An 18,780-nucleotide genomic window follows, 5' to 3' on the forward strand; every position below is an offset into this window, starting at 1 on the left:
CGTCCCGGTCTCACCAGCCGTCCCGGTGCATCACCTCCGGGACCGGACGCCGGCGCACCGGGCCGAAGTTGCCCACCGGCCAGCCGACGGGTATCACGGCGAACGTGTTGACCTGCTTGGGGATGCCGAGCACCTGCTTCCACTCCCGCTCCAGCATCAGGTGCCACACGGTGATCGTGGCCCCCAGCCCGAGCCCTCGCGCCGCGAGCAGCAGGTTCTGCACGCCGGGGTAGACGCTGGAGGTCTCCGCCACCGTGCTGAAGACCCCGCTGCGCATCAGCCGCAGCAGCGCCCCTGTGCCCAGCGCCTCCCGCATCGCGCGCAGCCCTTCCATGTCGCCCTTGGGCTGGACGTAGCGGTAGCACGGGACGATCAGCGCCGGGGTCTCGGCGAAGTGGTCGCGCTGGTACTCGATGGCCGCCACCATCCGCCTGTAGGCGCCCTCGTCCATGTTCGGCGGCGTGGCCTTTCCCGCCGATCCGAGGTACGCGTCCACGCACCTGCGCCACAGCGGTTCCAGCCGGGACATCACCGCCCGGTCGGTCACGACGACGTAGTGGAACTGCTGGAGGTTCGACCCGCTCGGAGCCCACACCGCCGCCTGCACGAGCTGTTCCAGCAGCTCGTCCGGAACAGGGTCCGGCTTCAGCCGGCGCATCGCGCGCATGGTGGACATGGTCCCGAAGAGTTCGGGCGGATTCTGGTGATCATCAGTCATGGCCGCGGAGTGTAGGGCTCCGGTACGGGCCCGGACACCGTCTGTGCGCCGCCCCAACTCCCTGCCGGCGTCCCGCACATGCCGATCCGAGCTGTCTGGGGGCACCTCCCGGACGACGTTCGGAGGGACTCGACGACACGCTCTTCGACTGCACGGCTCCGACCGTGCCGCCCTGCTCCAGCCGCCGTCTTCCTCCGACCCGACCAGGCGGTCCGCGCGGTGGCCGACGGACAGCGGTTCACGGGCCCCGGTGGCCTGAATCGAGTGGTGTTCGTCTCAGATAGTAGGAAGGCCAACTAATTGGCGGGACATCACGGCGCTCGGGTTCTATCTTTGTGGAAGCCGAACGTTCTCGCTCATCCAGCGAGCGGCGGTTGAGGCCCGGTGCACGGCGCAGGTGACCCCTGACGCACCGTTCAGCCCCCGCCCTTCCGGCAGCACCAGTCCCCACCTTCCCTTCTTGAAGCCCTTGTGTGCAGAAGGAGTTGCTGATCATGGATGAGACCGCACGCCGCCGCCTCCGCCACAGCGCCCGTACGAACCGCGACGCCGAGCGCAGGAAGGCCGCCGCCGCCCTTCAGCGCGCCCTCGACCGCCGCGACAACGGCGGGGCCACGGGCCACTGACTGCCGCTCAGCCCGCACATGCCGGACCGGCGAACCGCTGGTCCGGCATGTGGACCGGATGTGTCAGCTCCTGGGACGGCAGGTAAGGTCGCCGCATGTCTCGCACCATCAGCCTCGCAGTGATCCCCGGTGACGGAATCGGCCAGGAGGTCGTGGCCCAGGGCCTGAAGGTCCTCGCCGCCGCCCTCCCGCAGGACGTGAAGCTGGAGACGAAGCACTACGAGCTCGGTGCCAAGCGCTGGCACGCCACCGGCGAGACCCTCACGGACGCGGAGACGGAGCAGCTCCGGCAGCACGACGCGATCCTGCTCGGTGCGATCGGTGACCCGAGCGTGCCCTCCGGGGTCCTGGAGCGCGGACTGCTGCTCAAACTGCGGTTCGCCTTCGACCACTTCGTCAATCTCCGGCCGTCGAAGCTCTTCCCCAACACGGAGACGCCCCTGGCCGGCCGCCCCGCCATCGACTTCGTGGTCGTGCGCGAGGGCACCGAGGGCCCGTACGTCGGTAACGGCGGCAGCATCCGCACCGGCACGCCCGCCGAGGTCGCCAACGAGGTCAGCGTGAACACCGCGTACGGGGTCGAGCGCGTCGTCCGTGACGCGTACGAGCGCGCACAGGCGCGCCCCCGCAAGAAGCTGACCCTGGTGCACAAGAACAACGTGCTCGTGCACGCGGGCCACCTGTGGAAGAACACTTTCGACAGGATCGGCGAGGAGTACCCCGACGTCACAACCGACTACCTGCACGTCGACGCCGCCACGATCTTCCTCGTCTCCGACCCCGAGCGCTTCGACGTGATCGTCACCGACAACCTCTTCGGCGACATCATCACCGACCTCGCCGCCGCCGTGAGCGGCGGAATCGGTCTCGCCGCCTCCGGGAACATCAACCCGACCGGCGACTTCCCCTCGATGTTCGAGCCGGTCCACGGCTCCGCGCCCGACATCGCCGGCACCGGCAAGGCGGACCCGACGGCCACCGTCCTCTCCGTCGCCCTGATGCTCCGGCACCTCGGCCTCGAGACCGAGGCCACCCGCGTCGAGGAAGCGGTCACGGCCGACCTGGCCGAGCGCTCCGGTGCCCGCAGCACGGAAGAGATCGGCGACGCCCTCGCGACCCGAGTATCCGGCTGACCCGGCGCAGGCTCTCGCCGGGCATCGGTGCCCGGCCGCTGTTCCAGTGGGGGGTCGGGGTGCCACCATCCATGCAGGGGCCGCCCACCCGGACTCCCTCTGCCAGCCTCCGCGGGGGATAATCGGACTCGGGGCTGACGCATGAGAGAAAGCTCGGACGTCCCAGTACCACGACGGAGGGCGTACGGGAGCGCGGTCCGCCACGACACACAGTGAAGGACCGCACACCATGACGACGCCTCGAATCGACTTCGACCTCAAGCCCTCCTCGCAGCCGCTGCCCGCTGCGGAGCGCGAGGCGGTGCTGGCCGACCCGGGCTTCGGCCGTCATTTCACGGACCACATGGTCACGATCAAGTGGACCGAGGGCCGCGGCTGGCACGACGCCCAGCTCCAGCCGTACGCGGCGCTGCAGCTCGATCCCGCCAACATGACGCTGCACTACGCGCAGTCGATCTTCGAAGGACTGAAGGCGTACCGGCAGCCCGACGGCTCGGTCTCCGCGTTCCGTCCCGAAGAGAACGCCCGGCGCTTCCAGCGCAGTGGCCGCCGTCTCGCCATGCCGGCACTGCCGGAGGAAACGTTCATCGAGGCGTGCGAACTGCTGGTGCGGCAGGACAAGGAGTGGGTGCCGGGGACCGGCGAGGAGTCGCTGTACCTGCGTCCCTTCATGTTCGCCACGGAGGTCGGCCTCGGCGTGCGCCCGGCCAACGAATACCTGTTCATGTTGATCGCCTCGCCCGCCGGCTCCTACTTCCCCGGCGGCGTCCAGCCGGTGTCCGTCTGGCTCTCCGAGGAGTACGTGCGGGCCGCGCCCGGAGGCACGGGCGAGGCCAAGTGCGCGGGCAACTACGCCGCTTCGCTCGTCGCGCAGGCACAGGCGGCCGAGCAGGGCTGTGACCAGGTCGTGTGGCTGGATGCGATCGAACGCCGCTTCATCGAGGAGATGGGCGGCATGAATCTCTACTTCGTCCGCGGCTCCGGCGCCGACGCGAAGATCGTCACGCCCTCACTCACCGGGACGCTCCTGCCGGGCATCACCCGTGACTCGCTGCTCACGCTCGCGGCCGACCTCGGGTACGAGACGGAGGAGGCCCGGCTGACAGTCGACGACTGGCGCGACGGCAACGAGGACGGCACCATCACCGAGGTCTTCGCCTGCGGCACGGCAGCCGTGATCACCCCTGTCGGACAGGCGAAGTGCACGAGCGGCGCGTGGAAGGTCGGCGACGGGCAGCCCGGCGAGATCACCATGCAGCTCCGCGAGGCGCTCCTCGCCGTGCAGACCGGCCACGCCGAGGACCGGCACGGCTGGATGCGGACGCTGGCCTGACGTCGGCCCGCGCCACTTCCCGCTTGACGCGGGAAGTGGCGCGCGGGTGCGGGGAGGGGGCCTGAGGGGCCCCTCCCCCGCTGCCCAGGTCGCTGGACTCCCGGGCCTGCGCGTGCAGCGGCCCGGCTCCTGCCCATGCCCGCGGCCTCGCGCTCGGACTCCGCCCCAGCCGCGGGCCACGCGTCTCCGCGGGGCCGTGCCCCCCGGCCCTGGGCCTGCACCCCGGGCTTCCGCACCTATGTGCGCCCCTGACGTCGCGCTTCCGCGCCGTCTCGCCGGGCCCTGGGCCCCGCCCGGCCCCGACCGGCCGCCGTTCCCCGCAGAGGCCCGCCCCGCAGTCCTGGCGGGGGCCGCCCCGCTCCCCGCACCGGAGAGCCCGCGCCGTCCGCGCGGCCCCCGCGGCCTGCGGCGCCGCGCGCCGAAGCACACCCGAGGCGCGCCTGCGCATGCACTTTCCGCATTGTGAGACACCTTGTGAGCCCCCGCCCCGTCTGTGCGAGACTCCCCTCCGTGTCCTCGTTCGCCATGATTATCGGCAGCAGGCGCGCCGGTCCTCAGTGACCGACTGCCGCAGGAAGACCCGTGCGGCAGCGGCCACCGTGTCCCAGACCCGCGCGCCAGACCTCTCGCACCCGCGAGAGGTCTTTTTGGTTTCCGGCCCACCCGCAGCCGGAGGCGACGGCGCGAGGAGGAAGAAGGAAAGAAGCAGGACAATCGAGGGACAAGCGGACCCCGGCATCACGGATCCCGCTTCATCAACAGGAGCCACAGCCGCCATGAGCATGCTCGCCCCGGACGACAACTTCCACATCTTCGACACCACACTGCGCGACGGAGCCCAGCGTGAGGGCATCAACCTGACCGTCGCCGACAAGATGACCATCGCCCGTCACCTCGACGAGTTCGGCGTGGGCTTCATCGAGGGCGGCTGGCCTGGGGCCAACCCGCGCGACACCGAGTTCTTCGAACGCGCCCGCGCGGAGATCGACTTCCGGCACGCACAGCTCGTGGCCTTCGGCGCGACCCGTAAGGCAGGCGTACGTGCCGCCGACGACGCCCAGGTCAAGGCGCTGGTGGACTCCGGGGCCCCGGTCGTCACGATCGTCGCGAAGTCGCACGACCGGCACGTCGAGCTGGCCCTGCGCACGTCGCTGGAGGAGAACCTGGAGATGGTCCGGGACACGGTGGCGTACCTGCGGGAGCAGGGCCGCCGCGTCTTCGTGGACTGCGAGCACTTCTTCGACGGCTATCTCGCCAACGCCCGCTACGCGAAGCAGGTCGTGCGCGCCGCGCACGAGGCCGGCGCCGACGTGGTCGTGCTGTGCGACACCAACGGCGGGATGCTCCCCGCGCAGATCCACGCCGTCGTACGCACCGTCCTCGCCGACACCGGCGCCCGTCTGGGCATCCACGCGCAGGACGACACCGGCTGCGCCGTGGCCAACACCCTCGCGGCGGTGGACGCGGGCGCCAGCCATGTCCAGTGCACGGCCAACGGATACGGCGAGCGGGTCGGCAACGCCAACCTCTTCCCCGTCACGGCCGCGCTCCAGCTCAAGTACGGCAAGCAGGTGTTGCCGGAGGGCGCGCTCGAGGAGATGACCCGCATCTCGCACGCCATCGCCGAGGTCGTCAACCTCGTGCCCTCCACCCACCAGCCGTACGTCGGCACCTCGGCGTTCGCGCACAAGGCCGGGCTGCACGCGTCCGCGATCAAGGTCGATCCGGATCTGTACCAGCACATCGAGCCCGAACTCGTCGGCAACACCATGCGGATGCTCGTCTCCGACATGGCCGGCCGTGCCTCGGTCGAGCTGAAGGGCAAGGAGCTCGGCTACGACCTGGAGGGCGACCGGGACCTGGTGGGACGGATCGTGGAGCGCGTCAAGGAGCAGGAGCTGAAGGGCTTCACCTACGAGGCGGCGGACGCCTCGTTCGAGCTGCTGCTCCGCGACGAGGTGGACGGCCGTGCCCGGCGCTACTTCCGCCTGGAGTCCTGGCGCACGATCGTCGAGCAGCGCCCCGACGGCGACCAGGCCAACGAGGCCACGGTCAAGCTGTGGGCGAAGGGCGAGCGCATCGTCGCAACCGGCGAGGGGAACGGGCCGGTCAACGCCCTGGACCGGGCGCTGCGCAGCGGCCTGGAGCGGCTGCACCCGGAGCTGGCCCGGCTCTCCCTCGTCGACTACAAGGTCCGCATCCTCGAGGGCGGCCACGGCACCGACTCCACGACGCGCGTGCTGGTCTCCATGAGTGACGGCGGCGCGGAGTGGTCGACGGTGGGCGTCGCGGACAACATCATCTCCGCTTCGTGGCAGGCCCTGGACGACGCCTACACGTACGGACTGCTGCGGGCGGGCGTCGAACCGCACGAGTGAGCAACGCCGGGCCGTCGGCGGGGAATCCCCCGGTGCCGACCCGGGCTCAGCCACCCAGGCGTCCCGGCAGCACCAGGGTGCTGTTGCCCACGAAGCTCGGCCTGGGCGGCAACTCCTCGTCGGGCACGGCCAGTTCGAGATCCGGGTGGCGGCCGAACAGCGCTGCGAGCGCGATGGCCGCCTCCATACGGGCCAGCGGCGCGCCGAGGCAGAAGTGGGCCGTGGCCGAAGGAGAGGTGCTGGTCCGGCGGGCGCGTGACGTCGAAGCGGTCCGCCTCGGGTCCGTGCGTGCGGGGGTCGCGTCCGGCGGCGGTGTACCCCGCGAGCACCGGCGTCCCACGCGGGATGACGGTCCCGCCGACGGAGATGTCCTCGGTGGGACAGCGGAAAGGGAAGAAACCGACGGGGCCGTCGTAGCGCAGCGTCTCCTCGACCACCGACTCCCAGGTGACGGCGCCCGAGAGGGCCATCTCCAGCTGGGAGCGGTGAGTGCACAGCGCCCGCACGGGGTTGGTGATGAGGCTCATCGTCGTCTCGTGGCCCGCGACGGTCAGCGTCAGGAGAGTGCCGGTCAGTTCAGGAGAGTGCCGGTCAGTTACGTCTCGGAGAGGCGGTCGCCGTCCCCCTCGCGGGCGGCGATGAGGGCGCTGGCGTCCCGTCCGCGAGGTGCTGTCGGCGTCCGACGGCGTGGAGGTGCTCGGCACGGGCCGGTCGCTGCGGTTGCGCGTGACGCCGGGGACGGGTGGTACGAGCGTGAGCTGTGCGGTACGGAGGCCCTGAGCTGCGGTTGTGGCACGGGGCCGACCGACCCTCCTCTGTTTGACAGGGCACCGTCACCGTGCTGTGGGAACTCCACAGCCCAATGCGGGCCACATGTGAGAGTTCCCTGCCCTGGAGGCGCGCTCCGGTGCAGTTCTGTCCAGCGCGACCATGAATCACGCTCGGACACTGTCTGAATCTGACGACGATGAATGACCCTGCCGTTTCGTAGGGTCTATACATGACCGATCAGACCCAGCCGACGCAGCAGGCCACGGAGAGCGTGGCCGCGTCCGAAGCCGCAGGCACCGAGGCGCCGGACGCGCGCGGGCGTGTGGCGGAGCTGCGTGCTCTGCGGGAGCGTGCCTTGCAGGGGCCCAGCGAGCGGGCGACGCAGGCTCAGCACGCGAAGGGCAAGCTGACCGTCCGGGAGCGCATCGAACTGCTGCTGGACGAGGGGACGTTCCGTGAGGTGGAGCCGCTGAGGCGGCACCGTGCCACGGGTTTCGGGCTGGAGGAGAAGAAGCCCTACACCGACGGTGTGGTGACCGGGTGGGGGCTGGTGCACGGGCGGACGGTGTTCGTCTACGCGCACGACTTCCGCATCTTCGGCGGTGCGCTCGGTGAGGCACACGCCACGAAGATCCACAAGATCATGGATATGGCGATCTCGGCGGGTGCGCCGCTGATCTCCCTCAACGACGGTGCGGGCGCGCGTATCCAGGAGGGCGTCTCGGCGCTCGCCGGATACGGCGGGATCTTCCAGCGCAACACCCGTGCATCGGGCGTGATTCCGCAGATCTCGGTGATGCTCGGCCCGTGCGCGGGCGGTGCGGCCTACTCGCCGGCGCTGACGGACTTCGTGTTCATGGTCCGCGACACCTCGCAGATGTTCATCACCGGCCCGGACGTGGTGCAGGCGGTGACCGGTGCGAAGGTCTCGCAGAACGGGCTGGGCGGCGCGGACGTGCACGCAGCGACCTCGGGCGTGGCGCACTTCGCCTACGACGACGAGGCCTCCTGCCTGGAAGAAGTGCGGTATCTGCTCTCGATGCTGCCGAGCAACAACCGGGAGAACCCTCCGGCCGAGGAGAGCTCCGACCCGGTGGACCGGCGCGGCGAGGTGCTGCTCGATCTGGTGCCTGCGGACGGGAACCGTCCGTACGACATGCGCAAGGTCATCGAGGAACTCGTCGACGACGGGGACCTGTTGGAGATCCACGAGCGGTGGGCGACGAACCTGATCGTCTGCCTGGCCAGGATGGACGGCCAAGTCGTCGGCATTATCGCCAACCAGCCGCAGTCCCTGGCCGGGGTGCTGGACATCGAGGCGTCGGAGAAGGGCGCCCGCTTCGTGCAGATGTGCGACGCGTTCAACATCCCCATCGTCACGCTGCTGGACGTCCCGGGCTTCCTGCCCGGCGTCGACCAGGAGCACGGCGGCATCATCCGGCACGGCGCGAAGCTGCTGTACGCGTACTGCAACGCGACGGTGCCCCGGATCTCGGTGGTGCTGCGCAAGGCATACGGCGGCGCCTACATCGTGATGGATTCGCAGTCCATCGGTGCCGACCTGACCTTCGCCTGGCCGACGAACGAGATCGCGGTCATGGGCGCCGAGGGCGCGGCGAACGTGATCTTCCGGCGGGAGATCAACGGCGCCGACGACCCGGAGGCGATGCGGGCCCGGATGGTCAAGGAGTACAAGGCCGAGCTGATGCACCCGTACTACGCGGCCGAACGCGGCCTCGTCGACGACGTCATCGATCCGGCGGAGACCCGCGAGGTGCTCGTCCGCTCCCTGCAGATGCTGCGCAGCAAGCACGCAGATCTGCCCTCACGCAAGCACGGAAACCCCCCTCAGTAAGGGATGAATACTTCGATGAACCCGACCGACACAGCCGACAGCCGTCTCGTCCGCGTGGAGAAGGGCGAGGCCAACGACGAGGAACTCGCCGCTGTCACGGCACTGCTGCTCGCACGCGCCGCGGCCTCGGCCCGGCACGCCGAGATTCCGGCCGCACGCGCGGGGAGCGGCAAGGCGGGCTGGAGGCGCCTGGAGCGCGCACGCGGCTTCAGGGCGCCGCACAGCTGGCAGGGCTGAGCGGGACCGCGCGGAGGCTCGAGCGGGCCTCCGCCGGGCCTCAGTGGCCCTCAACGCGGCTTCAGCAGACCGGACCGAACTCCGGTGCCGGGCGCAGCGGTTGAGCGCCTGAGCCGGGCGGACCGGCCTCCGGGATCCCGGTGAACGGCCCGCGACTCGGCGAATGCCCGCGGACCAAGGCCCCTTGAGGGCGTGACGTGAAGCACGGAAGCGGAAGACGCGAACGGTGAAGGACGGCCTCCCGGCGGAACTCACGGGAAGCCGTCCTTCTGCGTCATCTCAGCCGACGGGCTCGTCCTCGAGCACGGTGCGCCCGGGATTCGCGGTCTGCGCCTCCAGCGTGTCGAGGAACACGGCCTCTTCGGCGACGGCCCTCGTGGTCAACTCGTCCGCGTCCTGAAGATGGGCAAGAGTGGTGCGGCGCGGGTTGGCTGTGTTGCGCATGATAAGGGTGGTCTTCACGCTCGACCGTACCTCTCACTTTCCAATTGACTTGTCGTTCCCCGGTGTTCTGTAAACCAGACTAGAACGCATTTTCATTTCGTTACGTGACGCGGACGACGCGGAGCGTGTGAGGTTGCTCACCGGAGCGTGAGCAAAAGGGACTTACGTGATGAGGTGCTGTGAGTGCCGAACCGGACATCGGGGCCAGACGTGAGGTTCCGTCTCCCGACCTGATACTGCTGGGGTGCGAGGGGTCGGCGGTCCGCAGCTGAAAAGTCCGGAATCACGTGAAGTGCGCCGCACGGAAGGTGACGGAACATCGGCGGAGCGTCACCCCTTCTCCCGGGTTTTCCACAGGCCTTGTTGGAGATCCGGCACTGTGCTGGAATTCCACGGACCGCTGCGGGAAACAACCGGCGCGCAGGGGCGCAGAGCAGCGCCGCGCGGCGGTCAGGGGACGCGCGCCGGTCACATCACGACCGCCAGGGGGGCCTTGGGACCCCCACGACTCGATACCGTCCCGCCGTCCCAAGCGGAGGGGCGCCTGGTCCAGAGGTTGCGACGCTAGTGCAGGGACGTTTCAAGAGGGATGGCAGCGCTGCGGGGGATCCGGAGCCGCGCGGAACAGCGGACCGCGGATCCACACCCCAGCGCGCCCAGCAGAGCGGCCCGACGGCCGCGGTGCACGAAGAGGACGGCGGGTCCAACCGCCCGGCCGTCAAAAGCGACAAGAGCGCCGAGCAGCGACTCAGGACGCCTCCTGGGCCGGGCTCGCGAGCCGCCCTGCGCAACTGGCGGATCAGTACGCGCCTGGTGTCGCTCCTCGCCCTACCCGTGGTCGCGGCAACGACGCTGGGTGCCCTGCGGATTCAGGACTCCCTCGGGAATGTCGACCAGCTCGACAACATGAAGCTGCTCACGGAGATGACCGAGCAGGCGACAGAGCTCGCCTCGGCCCTCCAGGAGGAGCGCGACCGCTCGGCCGGCCCGCTGACCGCCACCGGGGACTCCAAGGACGACACCGTCGTCGGTCCGCGTGAGAAGACGGACCAGTCCTTCCAGGCGTTCAAGGAAGCCACGGCCGACATCGACGGCAGCGACAGGGTTCTGGCGGGCGTCCAGTCCACCGTTCTGGACATCACCCGGCAGCTGACCGCGATCAAGAACATCCGCGAGCGCGCGTACGACAACCCCGCGTCGGTCTCGCAGACGGTCAACAGCTACAACCAGCTGATCGATTCGCTTCTCGCCCTGTCCCAGGACATGGCGCAGGCGACCAACAACTCCGAGATGATCCAGAGCACGCGTGCGCTCGCGTCGTTCTCCACCGCCAAGGAGTACGCCTCCATCCAGCGGGCGATCATCTCCGCCGGTCTGGCGCGCAAGGGCGGCCCCGAACTCTCCGAGAGCGACCGGCTCTACGCGAAGACGGCCGCCGAGAGCGAGAGCGCCTCGCTCGGCAGCTTCAACCAGATCTACGGCGAGGAGAAGGCTTCCGCGCTGACCAAGCCGCTGGACGGCGGCGTCGTCAACATCACGCTGGCGGACAAGTACCGCGACCGCGTGCTGAACAACCCCGACGGCATCAAGAGCGAGAACCGCTCGTACCCCGACTGGTACGACCAGGACCGCTCCAAGATCGACGAGATGGGGAAGATCGAGTCCACGCTGCTCTCGCAGATGGAGCAGCAGGCCCGTGAGCTGCGCGCCGACGCACAGCGCGAGGCGTTCCTCAACGGCGCCGTAATCCTCCTGGTCCTCGGCATATCCCTCGTCGGCGCGTTCGTCGTCGCCCGCTCCATGGTCCGCTCGCTGCGGCGCCTGCAGGACACGGCCCAGGACGTCGCCCGCAAGCGGCTGCCGGAGCTGGTCCGCCAGATGTCCGAGTCCGAGCCGCAGGACGTCGACACCTCCGTCGAGTCGGTCGGTGTCCACAGCCGGGACGAGATCGGCAAGGTGGCCTCCGCGTTCGACGACGTCCACCGTGAGGCCGTCCGGCTCGCCGGCGAGCAGGCCCTGCTGCGGGGCAACGTCAACGCGATGTTCACCAACCTCTCCCGGCGCAGCCAGGGCCTCATCCAGCGTCAGCTCTCGCTCATCTCCGAGCTGGAGTCCCGCGAGGCCGACCCGGACCAGCTCTCCTCGCTCTTCAAGCTGGACCACCTCGCGACCCGCATGCGGCGTAACGGTGAGAACCTGCTCGTCCTCGCGGGCGAGGAGCCGGGCCGCCGCTGGACCAGGCCCGTCCCGCTCGTCGACGTGCTGCGCGCCGCGGCCTCCGAGGTGGAGCAGTACGAGCGGATCGAGCTGAACTCCGTCCCGGCCACCGAGGTCGCCGGCCGAGTCGTCAACGACCTCGTGCACCTCCTCGCAGAGCTGCTGGAGAACGCGACGTCGTTCTCCTCGCCGCAGACGAAGGTCAAGGTCACCGGTCACGCGCTGCCCGACGGCCGTGTCCTGGTGGAGATCCACGACACCGGCATCGGTCTCTCCCCGGAGGACCTCTCGGCGATCAACGAGCGGCTGGCCAGCCCGCCGACCGTCGACGTGTCGGTCTCCCGCCGCATGGGCCTCTTCGTGGTCGGCCGCCTCTCCCTGCGGCACGGCATCCGCATCCAGCTGCGCCCGTCCGATTCCGGCGGCACGACGGCCCTCGTCATGCTCCCCGTCGACGTGGCACAGGGCGGTGCCCAGAGCCCGCAGTCCAAGGGCAAGCCCGCCGGTGCGGGCGGTCCCGGCGGCAACGGTCCGAGCGTGCCCAAGGGCGCCGGCCTGGCCGCCGCGCTGCAGCGCGGTCCTGGTGCCGGCCCCGGTGGTTCCGGCCCGTCCAAGCTGGGCGGTGCCCCCTCACGTCAGGTCGGCGGCGGCGAGCCCCGTCCCGCCCTGCCCGGTTCGGACGTCCCCGTGGGCGCCGGCACCGGCCAGGGCGACGGCGGCCCTCCGACCACCAACCTCTTCGGCAGCGGCCCGGGCGGTCCCGGCAGGGGCCAGGACGGCCCGCCGAACCGCCAGGTGCCCCCGCTCCCGCAGCGGAGCGGCCCGGCCGGAGCGCTGCCCGGTCCCTCCGGTGGCGACAGCGGCCAGGGCGGCCCCGAGCCCGCCGAGTTCGAAAGGCCCAGCGCCGGCTGGGGCGGCTCCTGGGAGCGTGGGAACCAGCCCAGCGGCGAGTACGCCATGCCGCCGTCGCCTTCGGACACGGGTGAGTTCCAGCGTCCGCAGGCCCCCTCGGAGCCGAACCCGTTCGCGCGTCCCCAGTCGGGATCCGGCACGGGTAAGTTCCAGCGTCCGCAGGCCCCCTCGGAGCCGAACCTGTTCGCGCGTCCCCAGTCGGGATCCGACACGGGCGAGTTCCAGCGCCCCCAGTCCGGTTCGGACACGGGTGAGTCCGAGCGCCCGCAGCCCGGCGGTCCCAGCGACACCTCGCAGTTCATGCGCCCGGACGAGTGGAACCAGCCGCGTCCGAGCTGGGCCACGGCTTCCGGTCCCGGCGAGGACGGCCCCCGCGGTCACGACGAGTCCGAGTCCAGCGAGACCGGCGAGTTCGCCCGCCCCGGCTACACCAACGCGTCCAGCGGCGGCCAGGGTGCCGCTCCAGGACGCGAGCAGGCGCAGGGCGACCAGGAGACCTCGTACGACCCGGACTTCGGCATACCCTCGGGGCCGCCGGCCGCGGCCGACGCCCCGACGCCGATCTTCGAGTCGATCGAGTCCAACTGGTTCCGCGCCGCGTCCTCGGCGCCCCCGCCGCAGCGGGAGCCCGAGTCCGCGCCGCGGCCAGAGCGGTCCTCCTCCCAGCACGCGCCCGCCCCGCGGCCAGGGCAGCCGGCCTCTGCCGTGCCGCCGATGCCGCAGCGGCACGCGGCCCGTGGAACCTCCGAGGGAGTGGCGGCGAACTCGTCGCACTCCACCGGGGCTCACCACGTCGCCGACACCGGTGCCCACTGGGGGGCCTCGCCCAACGACGAGCGCTGGCGCCGTGCGGAGCAGGTGCGTCAGCCCGCCGCGGGCGGAGTGACCACCTCCGGTCTGCCGCGTCGCGTGCCCCGCGCCAACCTGGTCGCGGGCACCGCACAGCAGCAGTCCTCCGCACAAGCAGGACCGCAGGTCTCGCGTGCACCCGATGACGTCCGCGGCAGGCTGACGAACCTCCGTCGCGGCATCCAGCAGGGCCGACAAGCCGGTACAACCAACGGCCGCGGCATAGGCCCCCATTACCAGCAGGAGCGTTAGTTGAGTCCGATGAGCCAGGCGGCGCAGAATCTGAACTGGTTGATCACCAACTTCGTGGACAACACCCCAGGTGTGTCACACACGGTGGTGGTCTCCGCGGACGGCCTCCTTCTGGCCATGTCCGAGGGATTCCCGCGCGACCGCGCCGATCAGTTGGCGGCGGTCGCGTCCGGGCTGACCTCACTGACCGCGGGTGCCTCCCGCATCTTCGAGGGAGGCCCCGTCAATCAGACCGTGGTGGAGATGGAGCGAGGCTTCCTCTTCATCATGTCCATCTCGGACGGCTCGTCTCTGGCCGTCCTCGCTCATCCTGAGGCTGACATCGGTCTCATCGGATACGAGATGGCACTACTCGTAGACCGCGCAGGAACCGTTCTCACCCCTGACGTGCGCGCTGAACTTCAGGGGAGCATCCTCAACTGATCGGAAAGCTCCCCGACATGAGCCACCTCAGACCGTTATCCGACCCCGACCTCATGCCTTCCCCGGAGGAGCCATGACCCCGCCAGCCTCGCCCGGCCCGTACGGTGCCCCATACCAGCACGCACCGTACGGAGGTGAGGGCGACCAGCCGCTGGTGCGCCCTTATGCGATGACGGGCGGCCGAACCAGGCCGCGCTACCAGCTCGCCATCGAAGCACTGGTGAGCACCAGCGCTGACCCGGTTCAGCTCCAGGGGCTCCTCCCGGAGCACCAGCGCATCTGCCATCTGTGCCGGGAGGTCAAGTCAGTCGCGGAGGTATCGGCCCTGCTGGCGATACCGCTGGGAGTGGCCCGGATCCTGGTCGCCGATCTCGCCGAGGCCGGAATGGTGGCCATCCACCAGCCCGGCGGTGGCTCCGAGCCCGGCGGCGCGCCAGATGTGACGTTGCTCGAAAGGGTGCTCAGTGGACTTCGCAAGCTCTAGCCCGCAGACGGGCCAGATGGTGGGTTACGGAGCCGGAGCCCCGACCCCCGGCCGTTCGACGACCTCCGCGAAGATCGTGGTGGCCGGCGGCTTCGGTGTGGGCAAGACGACCTTCGTGGGTGCGGTCTCCGAGATCAACCCTCTCCGTACCGAAGCGGTCATGACGTCCGCCTCCGCCGGGATCGACGATCTGACCCACACCGGAGGCAAGACCACCACGACGGTGGCCATGGACTTCGGCCGTATCACGCTCGACGACGACCTGATCCTGTACCTGTTCGGCACGCCCGGGCAGGATCGTTTCTGGTTCATGTGGGACGACTTGGTCCGCGGTGCGATCGGCGCGGTTGTCCTGGTCGACACCCGCCGCCTGGCGGACTGCTTCCCGGCAGTGGACTACTTCGAGAACTCGGGTCTGCCGTTCATCATCGCCCTGAACGGCTTCGACGGGCACCAGCCCTACACGCCCGAAGAGGTCCGCGAGGCCTTGCAGATCGGCCCGGACGCTCCGATCATCGTCACCGACGCCAGGCACCGTGCCGAGGCGAAGAGTGCCCTGATCACGCTGGTCGAGCACGCGCTGCTCGCCCGCCTCAAGTGAGACGCGTACTCAACTCGACCCGCAACGCGACGAGTTGACCACACAGCCGGGCAGGAGTCTCTCCGCCCGGCTGTGTTGTTCGCTATGAGCTCCTTGTTGTTCGCCACGAGCTCCTTCAGGTTCATAACGTTTCGACAGTGAATTACGTGGCCGTGAACACGGCTGGCGAGCAAAAGGCTTCACTCTGCTCACAAATCCTGACCTCTTTGCCCCTCTTGCGCCTTTGCGCCGGGTTTCACGAGCCTGTTGAGCACCCGAAGGGCCTCCGCGCAAGTGTTTGGTGGGCGGAACGCTGACGTGCTGAAATGCGCTGAACTCAGCAGTAGCGAGTGGGCACGTCGCCGACCCATGGACGTCGGATACGGACACCGAGGGTCAAGAGGTGAGGAGTCGCGTGAGGCGAAGCAAGACGGGCGCTGCGGCCGGAGCCCGGGTGGAGTCGAGGGGTAACTTCACCCCGCCGTCGCGGGGTTCGGTGGCATCCGACCTTCCCGGTGGTGCCGGCCGTTCGGGCAACCGCCTGGCCGTACGTAACTGGCGTGTGCGGACGAGGCTGTACGCGATCCTCCTCATCCCCGTACTCGTAGGTCTCGTCTTCGGCGGCTTCCGCGTGAGCGACTCGATCGACACGTGGAGCGAGGCCGAGGACGCCCAGCACACCGCCGAACTCGTGCGCGCCGCCGCCACTTACGGCAACGCCCTGATCGACGAGCGCGACCGCACCGCGGCACCCCTGCTCGCAGGGAGGCGTAACGATCCGGCAGTGGAGCGCGCCCGCACCATCACCGACCGGGCCAAGAAGGACTTCGACCGGGCCGCGTCCGCAATGCCCGAGAAGCCCGGCCTGGAGCGCCGTCTCGCCGTCTTCCGCAAGGTGGAGCCCAAGCTGGGCCCCCTGCGTGCGGCCGCCTACAGCAAGCGCCTGGGCGGCGTGCAGACCGAAGAGGGCTACGTCGCCGTCCAGCACCCGCTGATGGAGTTCTCCAACGAACTCGGCTTCGGCACGGGCAACATCACCTCCTACGGCCGCACCGTCTACTCGGTGTCGCTGGGCAAGGCGGCCCAGTCCCTCGAGCGCTCCATAGGCATGCACCTGCTGGTGAGGCCGGGCCCGCGCAAGGAGGATGTGAAGCGGCAGCACACAGGCCTGACTTCGTACGCCTACCTCGAGCGCATCGCCATGGAGGAGTACGTCGGCGGCGGCCGCCCCGAGGACGTCAAGCTCATGAAGCAGGAGAGCGCCAAGGCCTCCGCGAAGGGCAAGGAGCAGGCCGCCAAGGCCGAGGCCAAGGCGACAGCCGCGGGCAGGGACTTCGTACCGCCGCCGTCGACGCAGAAGGCGATCCCGATGATCGTCTCGGGCGCCGGCAAGCGGGCACTGGCTTCCAAGGGCGTCACCCCGGAGAGCTGGTTCGCGACGACCACCGGCAAGTTCGACGCGTACCGCGCCGTCGAGAAGGAGCTCACCGAGCGGGCCGTCGACGAGACCCAGCAGATCTCCGACGACGCCGCTCGCGATGCCCTGGTCAACGCCCTGATCGTGCTGGTCGCGCTGCTGATCGCGTTCTTCCTGGCGGGCATGATGGCCCGCTCGATGAGCCGCAGCATGGGCAATCTGCGCAACGCCGCCTTCGACGTCGCCCAGCAGCGGCTGCCGATGCTCGTCGATCAGCTCTCCCGCACGGACCCCGGCCGCGTGGACACCCGCGTCGCGCCCATCCCGATCGACAGCACCGACGAGATCGGCGAAGTCGCCCGCGCCTTCGACCAGGTGCACCGCGAGGCGGTGCGTCTCGCGGCCGAACAGGCACTGCTGCGAGGCAACGTCAACGCGATCTTCACCAACCTCTCCAGCCGCAACCAGGGCCTCATCGAGCGCCAACTCGGCCTGATCTCCGACCTGGAGAACAACGAGGCCGACCCGGACCAGCTGGAGAGCCTCTTCCGACTGGACCACCTCGCGACCCGCATGCGGCGCAACGGTGAGAACCTTCTCGTCCTCGCCGGCGAGGAGCCCGGCCGCAGCTGGAACGAGCCGGTGCCGCTGGTGGACATCCTCCGCGCCGCGTCGTCCGAGGTGGAGCACTACGAGCGCATCGAGCTCTCCGGCATCCCGGAGATGGAGATCCACGGCCAGGTCGTCAACGACCTCGTGCACCTTCTCGCCGAGCTGCTCGAGAACGCCACGTCCTTCTCCTCGCCGCAGACGAGGGTCGACGTCACCGCCACGCGGCTGCCGGACGACCGTGTGGTGGTCGAGATCCACGACAAGGGAGTGGGTCTGACCGGGGAGGACTTCGCGGACATCAATCACAAACTGGCCAATCCGCCGACCGTGGACGCCAGCCTCGCCCGCCGCATGGGCCTGTTCGTGGTCGGCCGCCTCGCCGACCGGCACGGCATACGCGTTCAGCTGCGGCCCTCCGGTGAGCAGGTCGGCACGACGTGCCTGGTCATGCTGCCCGAAGCGATCACACGCGGAGGCGGCGGCGAGGAAGAGGGCTACGAGGACTTCACGGTCTCCCGGATCATGCCGGAGCCGCCTCCGCCGTCGATTCCCGGGCAGGGCGGGCGCGGTCTGCCGCCCTCCCGTGCCGCCGGCGAGCTGGGCTTCGACAACGGCCGTTACGAAGTGCCCGACGACCTCTCCTCGCTCGGTCCCGTCGATCCGGTGGGACGTTCGCAGCGGCGGGACGAGCGCCATGAGGCGCTGGAGAGCCGGCACAGCGAGCCGGAGTGGGACAGCCCGCGCGACGAGGCGCCGGAGCCGCAGGACTTCCAGGGCCGGCAGGAACAGCCGTCGCAGTGGCGCGCCCAGGAGCAGTGGCAGGAGCCGCGCGACCGCTGGCAGGAGCCGGAGGAGCAGTGGAGGGCGCCCCAGGAACCCCCGGAGCAGCCCCGCGAGTGGGAGCAGCGCGGGCAGGAGCCGGGATTCCCGTCACAGCTGCTGTCGCCGTTCGACGAGCGCCGGCCGACGGGTGAGACCCAACTGCCCGGCCACTCCGAGCAGTTGCCGTCCCGTGGCAGTGCCTACGCCTCCCAGGAACCCGAAGCGGAATCAGGTACGGGCGTTCACGAGAACGGGAGGGACCGCGTAGGCTTCGACCGTCCGGGCCCCACCCCGAGCAGTTATCGCACCACAACCGGCGCTGGCCTGCCGCGCCGGGAGGCGGGGCGGTCACGGCACGAGGCGGGACCGGAAGAGCAACACCAGCAGCACCAGCCTCAACCGGAACCTTCCGAGGATTGGCGTAACGCCAACGACGAGCGCTGGAGCCGGGCAGGCCGGCTGCGTGACCCGCAGTCCAGTGGTCTCACTCCATCCGGCCTTCCCCGGCGGGTGCCCAGGGCCAACCTGGTTGCGGGCACCGCCGATGCGAACCCGCCGGGAGGCCCCATGGTCTCCCGCGCACCCGAGGACGTCCGCGGCAGGCTGAGCAACCTCCACCGCGGCGTACGCCGAGGGCGCGATGCGGGTGACGCCTCCCAGAATGACCGACAGGGCTTCGGCCCCGGCAGCACCTACGATCAGGAGCGTTAGTGTGAG

At 69.9% G+C, this 18,780-nt stretch carries 13 protein-coding genes and 1 pseudogene; 11 read left to right on the top strand and 3 right to left on the bottom strand.

Going from position 1 to position 18,780, the window contains the following annotated elements:
- Positions 1 to 10: 10 nt before the first annotated feature.
- A complete protein-coding gene (locus I004_RS0109870) occupies positions 11 to 718 on the bottom strand; it encodes a nitroreductase family protein (RefSeq protein ID WP_028435346.1) in 708 nt (235 codons plus the stop codon).
- Positions 719 to 1,212: 494 nt separating this feature from the next.
- Between I004_RS0109870 and I004_RS40225 the strand changes: the two genes are divergently transcribed.
- The 4 genes from I004_RS40225 to cimA all read left to right on the top strand — a co-directional run bounded on the left by I004_RS40225 (position 1,213) and on the right by cimA (position 6,188).
- On the top strand, positions 1,213 to 1,344 hold the full coding sequence (locus tag I004_RS40225; protein ID WP_486579883.1) for a hypothetical protein: 132 nt from the start codon (positions 1,213 to 1,215) through the stop codon (positions 1,342 to 1,344).
- A 95-nt stretch (positions 1,345 to 1,439) separates the two neighbouring features.
- The gene (locus I004_RS0109880; RefSeq protein ID WP_028435347.1) at positions 1,440 to 2,477 is read left to right on the top strand and encodes a 3-isopropylmalate dehydrogenase; all 1,038 of its coding nucleotides are present in this window, start codon (positions 1,440 to 1,442) and stop codon (positions 2,475 to 2,477) included.
- 229 nt (positions 2,478 to 2,706) lie between these two features.
- Positions 2,707 to 3,810, top strand: a complete 1,104-nt coding sequence (locus tag I004_RS0109885) for a branched-chain amino acid aminotransferase (protein WP_028435348.1) — start codon at positions 2,707 to 2,709, stop codon at positions 3,808 to 3,810.
- 776 nt (positions 3,811 to 4,586) lie between these two features.
- The gene (gene cimA / locus I004_RS0109890) at positions 4,587 to 6,188 is read left to right on the top strand and encodes a citramalate synthase (RefSeq protein ID WP_028435349.1); all 1,602 of its coding nucleotides are present in this window, start codon (positions 4,587 to 4,589) and stop codon (positions 6,186 to 6,188) included.
- 46 nt (positions 6,189 to 6,234) lie between these two features.
- Here cimA and I004_RS38965 read toward each other — a convergent pair.
- Positions 6,235 to 6,837: pseudogene (locus I004_RS38965) on the bottom strand (cytochrome P450); the annotation flags it as partial.
- Between the two features lie 351 nt (positions 6,838 to 7,188).
- Here I004_RS38965 and I004_RS0109900 point away from each other — a divergent pair.
- Both I004_RS0109900 and I004_RS0109905 read left to right on the top strand, forming a co-directional pair.
- Entirely contained in the window at positions 7,189 to 8,814 is a 1,626-nt protein-coding gene (locus I004_RS0109900) for an acyl-CoA carboxylase subunit beta (RefSeq protein WP_051344892.1), read from the top strand.
- 15 nt (positions 8,815 to 8,829) lie between these two features.
- Positions 8,830 to 9,051 carry an acyl-CoA carboxylase epsilon subunit gene (locus I004_RS0109905; RefSeq protein WP_028435351.1) on the top strand — a complete coding sequence of 74 codons (222 nt, stop codon included), beginning with the start codon at positions 8,830 to 8,832 and terminating at the stop codon, positions 9,049 to 9,051.
- Positions 9,052 to 9,330: 279 nt separating this feature from the next.
- Here I004_RS0109905 and I004_RS38090 read toward each other — a convergent pair whose 3' ends face one another.
- Positions 9,331 to 9,513, bottom strand: a complete 183-nt coding sequence (locus tag I004_RS38090; RefSeq protein WP_028435352.1) for a hypothetical protein — start codon at positions 9,511 to 9,513, stop codon at positions 9,331 to 9,333.
- A gap of 549 nt (positions 9,514 to 10,062) precedes the next feature.
- Between I004_RS38090 and I004_RS0109915 the strand changes: the two genes are divergently transcribed.
- The 5 genes from I004_RS0109915 to I004_RS0109935 all read left to right on the top strand — a co-directional run bounded on the left by I004_RS0109915 (position 10,063) and on the right by I004_RS0109935 (position 18,774).
- Positions 10,063 to 13,725, top strand: coding sequence for a nitrate- and nitrite sensing domain-containing protein (locus I004_RS0109915; RefSeq protein ID WP_028435353.1), 3,663 nt, complete (start codon positions 10,063 to 10,065; stop codon positions 13,723 to 13,725).
- 9 nt (positions 13,726 to 13,734) lie between these two features.
- Positions 13,735 to 14,148, top strand: a complete 414-nt coding sequence (locus I004_RS0109920; RefSeq protein WP_028435354.1) for a roadblock/LC7 domain-containing protein — start codon at positions 13,735 to 13,737, stop codon at positions 14,146 to 14,148.
- 73 nt (positions 14,149 to 14,221) lie between these two features.
- Positions 14,222 to 14,632: a DUF742 domain-containing protein gene (locus I004_RS0109925; RefSeq protein ID WP_028435355.1), complete on the top strand. Its 411-nt coding sequence runs from the start codon at positions 14,222 to 14,224 to the stop codon at positions 14,630 to 14,632.
- Entirely contained in the window at positions 14,613 to 15,233 is a 621-nt protein-coding gene (locus I004_RS0109930) for a GTP-binding protein (protein WP_425508060.1), read from the top strand. Before I004_RS0109925 ends, I004_RS0109930 begins: the two co-directional genes overlap by 20 nt.
- A 394-nt stretch (positions 15,234 to 15,627) precedes the next feature.
- On the top strand, positions 15,628 to 18,774 hold the full coding sequence (locus I004_RS0109935; protein WP_028435357.1) for a nitrate- and nitrite sensing domain-containing protein: 3,147 nt from the start codon (positions 15,628 to 15,630) through the stop codon (positions 18,772 to 18,774).
- The last annotated feature ends 6 nt before the right edge of the window (positions 18,775 to 18,780 follow it).

It is taken from the genome of Streptomyces sp. TAA486 (genome assembly GCF_000426165.1).